Raw genomic sequence first — 13371 nt, forward strand, 5'->3', positions numbered from 1 at the left:
CATGAATGATCCTGCCTCCTCCAGAAAACTGATTATCATACTCCTGGCGCTGATTGTTCTTTCCATGCTATTTTCCATTTCGGAAAGTTCAATTCTTGGAATGAACAAGCTGCGCCTGAGAATTCTCAAAAAGAAAAAAAATAAGCGGGCGCTTCGGATTGCAAAGCTTCTGGAGCACCGCGAACGTCTTATAAATTCCCTTTTAGTTTCTAACGACATTGTAAACATTCTGGTTTCTTCCATTCTTGCAACGGTTGCTCTTGGAATGTTTGGTGAAAAAGGGGTCGGCCTTGCAACCCTGATTGCAACGGTTCTTCTTCTGATTTTTGGTGAAATTACACCAAAAACAATTTCGACCCGCTGTCCTGACCGCATTGCCTATTTTTTAAGCGGCTTTGTAAAATGCGTGGTCGGTCTTATGACTCCGATTGTTACCGTAGTAACCTTCATTGCAAGGATTGCCCTGCGGCTTGGCGGCGTAAAGGTTGATTCTAAGAAAAAATCCTATACCGAAGAAGAAATCCGTACATTTTTTGATTTGAGTGAAGAGAGCGGTATTATAGAAGAAGATGCAAACCGCTTTATGAACCAGATTTTCAAATTCTCTGACCTTGAAGCTCAGGATATCATGGTTCCTCGTACAAAAATTCATGCAGTAAGTGACCAGACTTCCTATTCTGATATTCTGGAACTTTCTCAGCGGCTGGGCTTTACCCGTTTTCCGGTTTACAGAAAATCAATTGATGATATAGTTGGCATTATCTATCTGAAAGACCTTCTTTTTTATAAGGATAAGCCTGAAAGTTTTAATCTTTATGATGTAATGAGGCCTCCGCTTTTTATTATCGGGACTAAAAAAATGTCTTCGGTGCAGACAATGCTTTTTGAAAACCGTCAGTCTATGGCAATTGTAATTGATGAATATTCTGGAACTGACGGAATTGTTACTGAAAAAGATATTGCCCGCGAGATTTTTGCCCTGCCGGGTGATAAGAGTCTTCGCGGTAAGGTTTTTGATTACGATTCTGTAGAAAATAAAGCTGACTTTACGATAAACGGGCTTGTACTTTTAAAGAGTCTGAAATCCTCTCTTGGGATTGAACTTGATTCTACTATAAATGAAACAATCGGCGGCTGGATCTGCGAAAAATTAGGTCGAATTCCTTCTGCAGGAGATTACGTTGCATATGAAGGCTGGATTTTTCAGGCAGTAAAGATTCAGGCACATAGAATTGAACGTGTCCGCATTTTTAAGGGACATAAGCGGGGTATTGATGATTAAACATATTATAACCGCTGTAATTCTGATAATCCTCATAAAATGCGTGGGCTTTTTTACCTCTTCCGAGACGGCTTATCTTTCCCTGCCAAGGGTAAAACTTCGAAATATGCTGGAAAAAAAGCGCCGTAATGCTAAAACTGTTGCCCGCTTAAAGGGAAATATGGACAGACTTTTGACAGTAGTTCTTATTGGAACAAACTTTTTAAGTTCCCTGACCTCTGCCGTTGCTACAGTTTTTGCCATTGTACTTTTAGGAAACAAGGGAAGTGGAATAGCGCCATTTGTAACGGCTTTCTTTATTACTACCTTTGCCCAGATTGTGCCTAAAACTGCTGCAGCCCTGAATCCGGAAAAATATACTCTTCGTTCAGCGCCAATTCTTTTTATCCTGCAGAAGCTGCTTTTCCCTCTTGTCTGGCTTTTTGAACGCATGAGCCATCTTGTAGTTGGAATTGTAGAAAAAATCATTAAGCCGGATTCTGTCGGCGTAACAGAAGAAGAGCTTAAAACTCTGATTGACGTTGGTGAAACAGAAGGTACTATAGAAAAAGATGAACGTAAAATGCTCAATAAAATAATTGAGTTTAATGACCTTACTGTAAACGATATTATGAAACATCGCTATTTTGTAAGCATGGTAAGTGAAGATGCCAGCTACAATCAGGTGATTGCCCAGTTTGAAAAATCGCGTTTTTCTACGCTGACGGTTTACAAGGAAAGCCGGGAAAACGTAACCGGCGTAATCAATTATAAGGAAATTCTTTTTAATGAAGATACCGGCTTTGATAAGGCTGAAGCGGGCTATGCTGGGAAAATCAAAAAGGATGTAGTTTTCATTCCGGGAACTTTGAGTGTTCTTGAAGTCTTACAGAATTTCCGTACTAATCAGCATAAGTTTGCTGTTGTATTGAACGAACAGGGCGCTACAAGCGGTATTGTTACAATGGAAGATATTATCCGCACTGTATTCGGCCGCATGACGGATGAAAATACTTATGATAACATTCCGGCTGAAGATAAAATCAAGATGATTTCCTATAACACCTTCCTGGTTCCCGGTGACATTAAACTTGATGAAGTAAACGAATACCTGAATCTGAACCTTGAAAGTGATGATATGAACACCTTGGGCGGCTGGGTCCTGGAACGCATAGGCCACCTCCCCTCAGTAGGCGACGTAACCAAGTTCGGTAAGACAGTATTTATTACGGAAGATATCCTGCAGCGCCGCATCGTGACTGTTAAGATAATAGTTTAAGAAGGCTCTAATACGTAGTAAGAAAAAAATGCGGGCGGGAGTGTAGTGTGTAAAATGCACTATTACATTGTTAGAAAAAAAATCTGCACAAGGGAGAGGTTCGGGGTTCAAAAACACTTTGATTACGGAGAGCCGTGAAAGCGGCTATTATTATAGTTTCTATACCGTAATTAACGTGTAGCGCATTATTGCGCGATTTTGAACTTCGAACCTCGACCGGAAGCAGATTTTTTTGCTTAAATTTGTAAAAATAGCTTTATCTGCTTATTGAATTCATTTTCAAAATTCTATAAACTATTATTCTACCTGTATTTATACAGGTCTAAACAAATATATTGGAGTTACAAATGGCTACCAGAAGAACACCTCGATTTAAGGAATGTAGAAGATTAGGGGTTAACGTTTGTGGAGATCCAAAAGCTTTGGACCGCGCTAACGACCCAGCATTCAAGAGCAAGAAAAAGATTTCTGACTACGGAATGCACTTAATCGAAAAGCAGAAGGTAAAGGCTTATTACGGAATTCTTGAAAGACAGCTCGTAAAATACTACGACAAAGCTTCAAGAAAGTCAGGAAAAACAGGCGAACAGCTTCTTATTTTGCTCGAAACAAGACTTGATAATCTTGTTTACCGCATGGGCTTCGCTAATTCTATCCGTATGGCACACCAGATGGTAAGTCACGGCCACATTCTTGTTGATGGAAATTGTGTAAATATTCCGTCTTTTGAAGTAAAAGTTGGTCAGACAATTTCTTTGAAAGAAAAAGCTCGCAAAAGCTCACAGTTCAAAGATACTTTTCTTGCTGACAACAAAGCTCCACTTCCATACCTGGAACGTGATGAACAGAACTTCAGCGGAAAATTGATCAGTTTGCCAGAGCGTAAAGACATCCCTGTTCAGATTAATGATCAGATGGTTGTTGAATACTACTCTAAGTAATTCGCAATTTTCAAACAAATCGAAAGAGGCTGCCCGCACGGACAGCCTTTTTTTCTTTTAACACCGCTAGTCAAAAGTCTTATAAAAGAGCCTTAATCTTTTCCAGTTCTGTAAAAACCTTATCTGTAAGTTCTTTGCAGCCTTCTTTTTGTTTAGCACGAAGAAGTTCTGTCAGTTCTGCAAGCGGAGTATAAACTGGAGTAAGCGCAAGGTTTCCTATTGTTCCCTTAAGGGCATGTGCATCTTCAAAGGCAGCTGTAAGGTCACTCCTTTCCAGAGCCTTTTTTAATCCTTCAAAATGCTCGTTGTTTATGCCCATTCCAATCATCTTAAAATAAAAGTCTTCCTTTCCCAGGCAGCGTTCAAGTCCTTCTTTTGTGTTAACTCCTAATTCTTCCAGTGCTTTTATAGTAAGCATTTTTACACCTCCGTCCTTGTTAAGCATAATTTTACATCATATTTGCGGGGCTTCAATCATTTTTTTTGACATCTGAATAATATGGGTTATAATTTTAAAAATGATGCAGGAAATATCTGTCAAAGCCTTTGCTAAGGTTAATTTCGGACTTGCTGTGCTTCCTAAAAGGAATGATGGTTTTCATTGTATTGAAAGTATTTTTCAGACGGTAGATTTGTCTGATGAACTTGTAATAAAGCGTTCTGAAAAAAAAGGATGCTTTGTCACCTGTGATTCAATGAAGCTACCCGAGGTTAATACAATAACCGCCGCCTATAAAGCACTTGGCCAAGTTTTAGAGTCTGAGCTTTTTGGCGTAGAGGTTTTTATTAAGAAAGGAATCCCGTCCGGTGGTGGATTGGGAGGTGGTTCGTCTGATGCGGCTGCGTTTATCAGGGGAATGGAATTACTAGGGGACTTCCGTCTTTCGGATGAAAAGAAAGATTACATTGCGGATAAAACCGGAAGTGATGTTTTCTTTTTTATGCATTGTGATGATAAAGGAAGCGGATGTGCGCTTGTTTCTGGGCGCGGTGAGGTGGTCAAACAAATTCAGCCTCGTAAAGATTTGTGGCTGGTAATGATTTTTCCGGGCGTTCATTCTTCAACAAAAGAAGCTTATTCTCTGGTTGATGATGCGTTTGAAAAAGGTAGGAAAATAAAGAGTCCTGACTTTTCTGAATATGAGTTTATTTATAATAAATCAGTTCAGGATTGGACTTTTATTAATACGTTTACACCTGTTATTTCGGATAAGTATGAAAAAATCCGGAATGCAATAGGTGCTTTGGAAAAAACTAACTGTTGCTATGCTGAAATGTCAGGTTCAGGGGCGACTGTATTTGGTGTGTTTACTTCAAAACAACAAGCTGATTTTGCATATAATTCGCTTGCTGAAACATGGTGTTGTAAACTTGTGTCTACTATTTAGTGTTGGTTAATTTGTGCGGAGGTCAGAATGCAGATTACCGAATTACGGATCAGAAAAGTTGAGGATGAAGGAAAATTACGTGCGTACGTCACGGTAACTTTTGACGATTGTTTTGTAGTGCATAACGTCAAAATTATTGAAGGAAAAACAGGTTTGTTTATTGCCATGCCAAGCCGAAAGACAGCAAACGGTGAATACAAAGACGTAGCTCATCCTATCAGCCCGGAATTCCGAAACGAATTGCAGGACAAAATTCTTGCCGAATTCAATGCCGGACATGTTGAAACTGGCGGCGATTCGGAGTAAAATACAAGGACTCTAAATCAGAGATTGGGCCGTCGTCAAGCGGTAAGACAAAGGCTTTTGGTGCCTTCATTCCACAGGTTCGAATCCTGTCGGCCCAGCGTAGTCTTAAAATTTTGAAAACCATCGTAATAAAGTTACGGTGGTTTTTTGCTTTTTAAACGGTTCTTAAGACGTGTAGGACGCTGGGCCGACAGGATTCGAAGCGAAGCGAGCGCGCCGTCTAGGCGAAGAGGCGGCAAGGAAGCCGCCGGAAGCGAGCGGAGACGCCGCAGAGGAAGCGCACAGGAGGTGCGCGACCGTCGCGGCGAATCCGTACTAAAACCTGTAGTTTCCTCTCCCAGCTCCCGGGGCACCTGAAACTGTAAAACCGCCAGAATGCCTTTTACAATGTAAGTTCCCCTTAAGCGGCTGTTACTGTCTCCTTCAATTTTAATCGCGTAGCGTCTCAATAGATTATCGGGTCAAGCCCGATAATGACATGGTTTTATGTCGTTTACAATTGTAACCGCGTAGCGCCCTTCCCCTCAGGTAGTTCTCTCTCCCCACTTCGAACCTCCCCACGGCGGGAGAAACGCAGGGCTTGGCCACCGCAGGGAGCTTGCGACCGAGGAGGCTGAGCGTTAGCGAACCCGGAGTTGCGACTTGTAAGGGCGACTCGCCTCCTGAAAAGCATCTGGAAAAGGCAGGGTAATTAACATTTATAGAAGAATTCAATATAATTACCCCTTATGAACGCTAACGAGTTACGCTCAAAATATATTGAGTTTTTTAAAAGTAAAAATCATGTTGAAATTTCAGGACAGTCTTTGATTCCTGAAAACGATCCTTCAGTTTTGTTTACAATGGCGGGAATGCATCCGCTTGTTCCTTATCTTCTTGGTGAAAAGCACCCAGCGGGAACCCGTCTTACTGACTACCAGAAATGTATCCGTACCGGCGATATTGAAGAAGTAGGTGACCCTGCTCATCTTACCTGTTTTGAAATGCTTGGTAACTGGTCTTTGGGCGATTATTTCAAGAAGGAATCAATCGCATTTTCTTACGAATTTTTGACTAGCCCAAAATGGCTGGGACTTGATCCGAAAAAGATTTCTGTAACTGTTTTTGCAGGTGATGAAAACGCTCCTCGTGATGAAGAAGCTGCTGGTTACTGGAAAGAAAACGGCATGCCAGAAGATAAAATTGCTTATCTTCCTGCAAGCGACAACTGGTGGGCAGCTGGTCCTACAGGTCCTTGTGGTCCTGATACAGAAATTTTCTACTGGGTTGGCGAAGGCCTGCCTCCTGTTGGTTCTAACAAGGGAACTGACAGCGCAAACTGGATGGAAATCTGGAACAACGTTTTCATGCAGTACAACCGCGTTGATGAAAAGACTTTGCTTCCGCTTGAGAAGAAAAACGTTGATACAGGTATGGGACTTGAACGTACTAACTGTATCCTGCAGGGAAAGACTTCGGTTTATTTGACAGAAGTTTTCCAGCCAATTATTCATACTATTGAAATGCTTTCCGGCTATACATACGGCACTGATGAAGAAAAAGATAAGTCAGTTCGTATTATTGCTGATCACACTCGTTCTTCTGTATTCATCCTTGGTGACCAGAGAGGAGTTACTCCAGACCGCGTTGGTGCTGGTTACGTTCTTCGCCGTCTTATCCGCCGCGCAGTTCGCCATGGAATGAAGCTTGGTATTGAAAAAGACTTTATGGCTGAAGTTGCTGCAACTGTAATCGGTAACTTTAAGGAAGCTTATCCTGAACTTGAACAGAATAAGGAAAAGGTTTACCGCGAACTTACTGCTGAGGAAGCTAAATTCCGTCTTACTCTTAAGAAGGGTGAAGCAGAATTCCAGAAGCTTCTTCCAAACCTGATGAAGAATCCTAAGAAGATTATCAGCGGTAAGGTTGCTTACAATCTTTACGAAACATATGGATATCCTCTTGAGCTTACTCAGGAGCTTGGTGCAGAAAACGGATTTACTGTTGACGTTGAAGGCTTTAAAGAAGCTGAACGCAAGCATCAGGAAGCTTCTAAAACTGTTGATGCAGGTGCCGCTAAGGGTGGTCTTGCTGAACAGTCTGAAGTTACAACAAAATATCACACTGCAACACACCTTTTGCAGCAGGCTCTGGTAAACGTTCTTGGTGACCAGGTTGCTCAGAAAGGCTCAAATATCAACAACGAACGTATGCGCTTTGACTTTACTTTTGAACGTCCTATGACTAAGGAAGAAATTCAGAAGGTTGAAGACATCGTAAACGAAAAGATTAAGGAAGACTTGCCTGTTACTATGGAAGTTATGCCTTTGGATAAGGCTAAGGCTGAAGGTGCCCGCGCTCTCTTTACTAACAAGTATGGCGAAGACGTTAAGGTTTACACAATTGGCCGCGACGTTAAGTCTGACTGGTTCAGTAAGGAAGTTTGTGGTGGACCTCACGTTCAGCACACTGCTCAGATTGGTGACTTCAAGATTCAGAAGGAACAGTCTTCTTCGGCTGGTGTTCGCCGTATCCGCGCTGTAATTTCTGGTGGACTTCCATTGGACAAGTAGTTTTGCAGGCCGATTTTCGTTTGTCGGCTTGTAACTAAATGTTCTCTTATTTGTTATTTAAAAAAGAAAACTATAAAAAGGAAATATAAATGAAAAAATTAGCCCTAGTTTGTTTTATGATGCTTTCTGCCTTTGGTGCTGCTTTTGCTCAGTCAGATTTGCAGCCTCTGGCAATTGTAAAACTTAATAAAAATAAGAGCGAGACAGTTACTGTTAAACAGGTAAAATCTCGAGTTCTTCCTTACGAAAAGCAGCTTGGCCGTAAGCTTACTGTAGATGAGCGCAAGCAGGTTTTGAACACTATTATTGAAGAAAAACTGATGCTTCAGGCAGCTGTTCAGGACGGTATTTCAATTCCAGATTCTGCTGTAGATCAGTATTTTGTTCAGGGAATGAGCCAGCAGCTTGGTGTAAATGTTTCTGAAAAAGAACTTGATGATATTGTAAAACAGACACAGGGTATGAGCCTTGATGAGCTTTTGCAGAAACAGGTTGGAATGAATAAGGTTGATTATAAGGCAACTCTTAAAAATCAGCTTATGATCCAGCAGTATGTTGTAAAGGCAAAGCAGGCTGAAATTCAGGCTGTAGCACCAACAGATGAAGAAATCCGTGCTTTCTATGACAGCAATAAGGCTTCTTTTGTATGGAATGATATGATGAAGTCTTTCCTTGTTATCGTTCAGAAGGGTGATAATATTGATGCTGCCCGCCAGAAGGCTAATGATTTGAGAAATCAGCTTAAAGACGGAAAGATTACAAATGATCAGCTTGTAGCAAAATCTAAGGAAGAAAATTCTGGTTTCCAGGCTGGTGACTTGCTCCTGCAGAAGACAGAAGCAATTGCTGCCCGCCTTGGATATGCTTTTGCAGACTTGCGTGATCTTTTTGGCCAGAAAGAAGGCTTTATTACAGATATTAAAGAAACAGCACAGGATTTCCGCTTTTTCAAAATCGGTAAAAAATATGATGCAAAAATGCTTGCAATTGGTGATGTAGTTCAGCCTGATACAACAATCACTGTTTACGATTATATCCGCGGTAACCTTGGACAGCAGAAGCAGATGCAGTATGTTCAGATGGCTGCACAGCAGCTTGCAAATTCTTTAAATACCCCTGAAAATGTAGATATGAAAAAGAAAGATGCTGCACTTGATAAGCTTCTTTCTTGGGAGAACTAGAGTGTCCAGAAGAAAAGGAAGAATACTTGCTTTCCAGGTTTTGTTTTCCTGGGAGGCTACAAAAAGTTCTTTGGATGATTTACTGAATTTTTCATGGCTTCAGAAGGACTCTGAATTTACTGCAAATCCGGAAACTGAAGTTGCCGTTGCAGAAGTAAAGGAAAGTTCAAAAGAAGAACAGACTTTTGCAAGCCTTATTGCCTCTGGTACTGTAGATCATATTTCAGAAATTGATGACATGATTAAGGCTCATCTTACTAAGGACTGGTCGCTTGAGCGCATTAATAAGGTAACACTTGCAATTTTGCGAACAAGCATTTACGAAATGAAGTTCCAGGCTGGTTCAACACCGCAGATTGTTATTGATGAAGCGGTTAAGATTGCAAAAGATTTTGGCACTGACGATTCCTATAAATTTATTAACGCTGTGCTTGATAAAATAGGAAAAGATGAAGCAAAAAAGTCTTAGAAAACTTGTAAATCTTTCAATTCTCTTTTTAATTTTGTTCTGTCTGAATGCCTGCCGCATGAAGGCAGAACAAAAGTCTTTAACCTACCGTTTAGAAATTATTGATTCTTTAATCGCACAAAATCAGAAAAAGCAGGCTTTTAAGGAGCTGAAAAAGGTTCAGAAAAAGGCTGTGGATTCCTGGTCTTATCTTGGAGTTTACAAGCGTTATCTTAAGCTTGCAGAAAACGATGCTGCTGAAAAGCTTATAAAAAAGGCTGTAAAGCGCCATTCAAATAATCCTGAGATTCTTGCTGTTTATTCAAAATATCTGATTACTGCTGGCCGCTTCGAGGAAGCTGAAAAGCTTGCAGAAAAGCTTAAAAATACAAAATACGGTTCTCTTTACTCGGAAGTCTATCTGCGTAAGGCTTTGAAGAATAAGTCCTCGGATGATTCCTTTGTTTATTTTGTTCAGGAACCATTTTTTCAGATTTTCTTTGATGCCTATAACGGAAGTAAAAATCCTTTGTGGCTGAAAAACTGTGCGGTTTACATGCTTTATACAGGCGAGCTCAAAAAGGCTGCAACGCTCAATCCTGCTTTTTATGCAGACGCGGATGATGCTTATTTCTGGGCAACGGTTTTGTACGATGGCGGGGAATTTTATGATTCTATAAATGCTCTTGAAAAATCAAAGCAGTTTTTGAAGGATTATCAGAACAGCGGACTTTACCGGGTAAGCCAGATTGCTCAGATTGCCCTTGAATCTGATTCCTTTATGGCCCTTTCTGATTTCCAGGGTGCGGAAAATGTGCGCCAGGAAATTGTACCTGTAATTTTTGACCTGCCTAAAAAAGAGGGGGATGACAGCCTTATCCCTGTGATTATGGTAAATTCTGCCTTATGGGCAAAAGGCCTTAAAGATGCTGATGCAACAGCAGATCTTCTTTTTGATATTGTTACTAATTATCCTGATTTTGTGCCTGGTCTGATTTTGTATGCAGATTTTGCCTATGAGACCAGCCTTGAGCGGGAAGAAGATGATGAGGTTAAGGCTTTAAGAAGGGCAGGTATTTCTTCTCTTGCCATGGAAAAATATGATAACCGTCGTAAGATTCCTTTGAGCGATGCCCTTTATAGAATTGATTTATGCCTTGAAAAAGGACCTGAACCCTATCTTGAAATGGAAAAACTTGACCTTGAATATAAGGCAAACCGTCATATTACTGAAAAAGAAAAGACCCGCGATTTGTGGACTATTCTTGAGCGCAATTATATTGAAGGCGAAAAATACAAGGAGCTTCTGGTTCAGTATGCTGTGAACTTTTTGCTCAGAACTAAACAGACTGAAGACGCCTATAATCTTTTTTATAAATATATTTATGATAAGTATCATTTTAATGATAAGGAAGGATTTTTCGTTCAGTTTGCAGAGCGTGTAAAGGAAATTAATCTTCCGATGGCGGAATTCGGCGGATATTTTGCAGCGATGACAAAGAACTTTTCTGAAGCTCTGAGAATTTACGAATTCTGCGTTTTTGAAAGCGGGGGAATTACTTCGGAAGGTCAGATTTCTACTCGGGTTGGAAGTGCTGCCTGTATGAATCTTAGTGATATGTACTTTGCTAATGGTGAAAAGCAGAGGGCCATGGATTTATACGGAAAGACTGCTGGACGGGAAGTAAACAATAAGCTTAGAAGCGATATATTTTTTAGGCTGGCAAATATATATGTTTCGGAAGGGGATAATAAAAATGCCCTCCGCTCGGCTGACTACGCTTATAACATAGATAACGAAAACGAAAGGGCATTTTTGTTAAGAACTAAATTACGTTCTATGAATTAAATTATTCGATTACTGCGATGATGTCACTCATCTTGAGGATGAGGTGATCTTCGCCGTCGATTTTTACCTGTGTTCCAGAATATTTATCGTACATGATGCGGTCGCCTTTTTTAACGGTGATTTTTACATCGTCAGTTCCAGGACCTACTTCTACAACAGTAGCAGTCTGAGTTTTTTCCTGAGCAGCTTCCGGAATGATAAGTCCGCTTGCTGTTTTTGTTTCTGCCTTGTCATTTTTTACAAGAACACGATCTGCTAAAGGTTTAACTTTCATTTTTATATCTCCTGTTTGAGCGAGCTGGTCAGAGCCCGCGATATTTTTCTTTATATTAAAATAATAAAAATACGTTGATTCGGCAAGAAAAAAAATAACAAAGTGACTGTGACTCCTCGTTGAAAGAAGGCTTTATTTCCTATAAAATGCATGCATGACAGATATTGAAATTGCCCAGAAAAATGTAATGGTTCCTGTTAAGGAAGTGGCTGCAAAAATTGGAATTGCAGAAGACAAACTTGAACTCTATGGCCCTTACAAGGCAAAAATCACTTTTGAAGAACTAAAAGCCCTGCAAAAAAAGGCTTGCCAAAAACCTGGAAAGCTTATTCTTGTAACGGCAATTACTCCTACTCCTGCAGGCGAAGGAAAATCCACAGTTAGTATTGGCCTTGCAGACGGTCTTAATAAAATCGGAAAGAAAACTGTAGTAGCCCTGCGTGAGCCTAGTCTTGGCCCCTGTTTTGGCGTAAAGGGTGGTGCCTGTGGTGGCGGATATGCCCAGATTGTTCCTATGGAAGACATCAACCTGCACTTTACTGGTGATATTCACGCAATTTCTATTGCAAATAACCTGATTGCAACATTAATCGATAACCATATTCAGCAGGGTAACCAGCTTGGAATTGACCCTAGAACTATCAGCTGGAAACGCTGTATGGATTTGAACGACCGTTCACTCCGCAACATCATTGTTGGTCTTGGAGGAAGACTTCAGGGCGTTCCAAGAGAAGACCATTTTACAATCGCTGTTGCTTCAGAAATCATGGCAATTATCTGTCTTTCAAAAACTATCAGCGAACTTAAAGAACGAATTGACCGCATCGTAATTGGCCAGAATTATGCCCGTGAAAATGTAACATTTGGTCAGCTTAAATGTACAGGTGCCGTTGCTGCCCTTCTTAAAGACGTAATCAAGCCTAACCTTGTTCAAACTCTGGAAAAGAACCCAGCCTTTGTTCACGGAGGTCCTTTTGCAAACATCGCCCATGGCTGTAACAGCGTAAATGCAACTATGTGTGCCCTTGCAACCGGTGACTATGTTGTTACAGAAGCTGGCTTTGCCGCAGACCTAGGAGCAGAAAAATTCCTTGATATTAAATGCCGTTCTGCAGGTCTTAAGCCGGATGCTGTTGTAATTGTTGCAACAATCCGCGCCCTTAAAATGCATGGTGGAGTAGCAAAAACTGACCTCGCTGCACCAAACACAGCTGCCCTTGAAAAAGGCTTTGAAAACCTTAAAACTCATATAGAAAACATTGCAAAGTTCGGATTACCTTCTGTTGTTGCTGTGAACAAGTTCATTACCGACAGCGATGAAGAAATTAAACTCTTGCAGTCACTTTGCGAAAAAATTGGGGCAAAAGCAGTGCTCAGCGAAGGCTGGGAAAAGGGTGGAAACGGAACTGCCGAACTTGCAAAAGTTGTTGCAGAAATTGCTGACAGCGGAAAGGCAGATTTCCATCATCTTTATGTGGATGAACTTCCTCTTACTCAGAAAATTGAAAAAATTGCAAAAGAGATTTACCGTGCAGAACGCGTAGACTTTGACAGCGCTGCTCTTAAAAAACTTAAAGCTTTTGAAGAACAGGGCTACGGAAAACTTCCTGTCTGCATTGCAAAGACACAGAATTCAATCAGCCATGATCCAAGCTTAATTGGAGCTCCAAAAGGCTTTGTATTCCCGGTTCGCGATGTTCAGCTTTATGCTGGTGCAGGATTTGTTGTTGCATTGGCAGGCGATATTATGACAATGCCAGGATTACCAAAGGCACCGGCTGCTCTTAATATTGATGTTGATGACGACGGTGTAATTACAGGATTATTCTAAGATATATTTGGAAGATAAAGGTTAAATAAAAAAAACAGCGCGAAGGAGAGTTGTGGATTAC

12 protein-coding genes and 1 tRNA gene are annotated in these 13371 nt (G+C 40.8%); 11 read left to right on the forward strand and 2 right to left on the reverse strand.

Annotated elements, in window-relative coordinates; translation table 11 throughout:
* Position 1 precedes the first annotated feature (1 nt).
* The 3 genes from MSI_RS04110 to rpsD all read left to right on the forward strand — a co-directional run bounded on the left by MSI_RS04110 (position 2) and on the right by rpsD (position 3481).
* Positions 2-1282: a hemolysin family protein gene (locus tag MSI_RS04110; protein ID WP_009104016.1), complete on the forward strand. Its 1281-nt coding sequence runs from the start codon at positions 2-4 to the stop codon at positions 1280-1282.
* Positions 1275-2540, forward strand: a complete 1266-nt coding sequence (locus MSI_RS04115; RefSeq protein WP_009104018.1) for a hemolysin family protein — start codon at positions 1275-1277, stop codon at positions 2538-2540. Before MSI_RS04110 ends, MSI_RS04115 begins: the two co-directional genes overlap by 8 nt.
* Positions 2541-2887: 347 nt before the next feature.
* The gene (rpsD, locus tag MSI_RS04120) at positions 2888-3481 is read left to right on the forward strand and encodes a 30S ribosomal protein S4 (protein ID WP_009104019.1); all 594 of its coding nucleotides are present in this window, start codon (positions 2888-2890) and stop codon (positions 3479-3481) included.
* Positions 3482-3560: 79 nt separating this feature from the next.
* On the opposite strand, the gene MSI_RS04125 is transcribed toward rpsD, so the two are convergent.
* Entirely contained in the window at positions 3561-3899 is a 339-nt protein-coding gene (locus MSI_RS04125) for an Hpt domain-containing protein (RefSeq protein ID WP_009104020.1), read from the reverse strand.
* A 100-nt stretch (positions 3900-3999) separates the two neighbouring features.
* On the opposite strand from MSI_RS04125, the gene ispE reads away from it, so the two are divergent.
* The 7 genes from ispE (at position 4000) to MSI_RS04160 (ending at position 11205) form a co-directional block, all read left to right on the forward strand.
* Positions 4000-4869 (forward strand): 4-(cytidine 5'-diphospho)-2-C-methyl-D-erythritol kinase, encoded by an 870-nt coding sequence (ispE, locus tag MSI_RS04130; protein ID WP_009104021.1) that lies wholly within the window; start codon positions 4000-4002, stop codon positions 4867-4869.
* 27 nt (positions 4870-4896) lie between these two features.
* Positions 4897-5175, forward strand: coding sequence for a septation regulator SpoVG (gene spoVG / locus MSI_RS04135; RefSeq protein WP_009104022.1), 279 nt, complete (start codon positions 4897-4899; stop codon positions 5173-5175).
* A gap of 25 nt (positions 5176-5200) precedes the next feature.
* A tRNA-Gln gene (locus tag MSI_RS04140) sits at positions 5201-5273 on the forward strand.
* Positions 5274-5903: 630 nt separating this feature from the next.
* Complete coding sequence (locus MSI_RS04145) at positions 5904-7727, forward strand: alanine--tRNA ligase (RefSeq protein ID WP_009104023.1); 1824 nt, start codon at positions 5904-5906, stop codon at positions 7725-7727.
* 89 nt (positions 7728-7816) lie between these two features.
* Positions 7817-8908: a peptidyl-prolyl cis-trans isomerase gene (locus MSI_RS04150; protein ID WP_009104024.1), complete on the forward strand. Its 1092-nt coding sequence runs from the start codon at positions 7817-7819 to the stop codon at positions 8906-8908.
* Position 8909: 1 nt separating this feature from the next.
* Positions 8910-9377 (forward strand): transcription antitermination factor NusB, encoded by a 468-nt coding sequence (gene nusB / locus MSI_RS04155; protein ID WP_009104025.1) that lies wholly within the window; start codon positions 8910-8912, stop codon positions 9375-9377.
* Positions 9358-11205 carry a M48 family metallopeptidase gene (locus MSI_RS04160; RefSeq protein ID WP_009104026.1) on the forward strand — a complete coding sequence of 616 codons (1848 nt, stop codon included), beginning with the start codon at positions 9358-9360 and terminating at the stop codon, positions 11203-11205. Before nusB ends, MSI_RS04160 begins: the two co-directional genes overlap by 20 nt.
* Position 11206: 1 nt before the next feature.
* Here the strand turns inward: MSI_RS04160 and MSI_RS04165 are convergent, their stop codons facing one another.
* A complete protein-coding gene (locus MSI_RS04165; RefSeq protein WP_009104028.1) occupies positions 11207-11479 on the reverse strand; it encodes a co-chaperone GroES in 273 nt (90 codons plus the stop codon).
* Between the two features lie 154 nt (positions 11480-11633).
* Between MSI_RS04165 and MSI_RS04170 the strand changes: the two genes are divergently transcribed.
* Positions 11634-13310 carry a formate--tetrahydrofolate ligase gene (locus tag MSI_RS04170; RefSeq protein WP_009104030.1) on the forward strand — a complete coding sequence of 559 codons (1677 nt, stop codon included), beginning with the start codon at positions 11634-11636 and terminating at the stop codon, positions 13308-13310.
* Positions 13311-13371: the final 61 nt, after the last annotated feature.

Origin of the sequence: Treponema sp. JC4, assembly GCF_000260795.1 — a bacterium.
GTDB lineage: Bacteria > Spirochaetota > Spirochaetia > Treponematales > Treponemataceae > Treponema_D.

Bases quoted from the DNA above. Each gene is read 5' to 3' on its own strand.
- MSI_RS04110 (WP_009104016.1), top strand. From the start codon at position 2: ATGAATGATCCTGCCTCCTCCAGAAAACTGATTATCATACTCCTGGCG.
- MSI_RS04115 (WP_009104018.1), top strand. From the start codon at position 1,275: ATGATTAAACATATTATAACCGCTGTAATTCTGATAATCCTCATAAAA.
- rpsD (WP_009104019.1), top strand. From the start codon at position 2,888: ATGGCTACCAGAAGAACACCTCGATTTAAGGAATGTAGAAGATTAGGG.
- MSI_RS04125 (WP_009104020.1), bottom strand. From the start codon at position 3,899: ATGCTTACTATAAAAGCACTGGAAGAATTAGGAGTTAACACAAAAGAA.
- ispE (WP_009104021.1), top strand. From the start codon at position 4,000: ATGATGCAGGAAATATCTGTCAAAGCCTTTGCTAAGGTTAATTTCGGA.
- spoVG (WP_009104022.1), top strand. From the start codon at position 4,897: ATGCAGATTACCGAATTACGGATCAGAAAAGTTGAGGATGAAGGAAAA.
- MSI_RS04145 (WP_009104023.1), top strand. From the start codon at position 5,904: ATGAACGCTAACGAGTTACGCTCAAAATATATTGAGTTTTTTAAAAGT.
- MSI_RS04150 (WP_009104024.1), top strand. From the start codon at position 7,817: ATGAAAAAATTAGCCCTAGTTTGTTTTATGATGCTTTCTGCCTTTGGT.
- MSI_RS04160 (WP_009104026.1), top strand. From the start codon at position 9,358: ATGAAGCAAAAAAGTCTTAGAAAACTTGTAAATCTTTCAATTCTCTTT.
- MSI_RS04165 (WP_009104028.1), bottom strand. From the start codon at position 11,479: ATGAAAGTTAAACCTTTAGCAGATCGTGTTCTTGTAAAAAATGACAAG.
- MSI_RS04170 (WP_009104030.1), top strand. From the start codon at position 11,634: ATGACAGATATTGAAATTGCCCAGAAAAATGTAATGGTTCCTGTTAAG.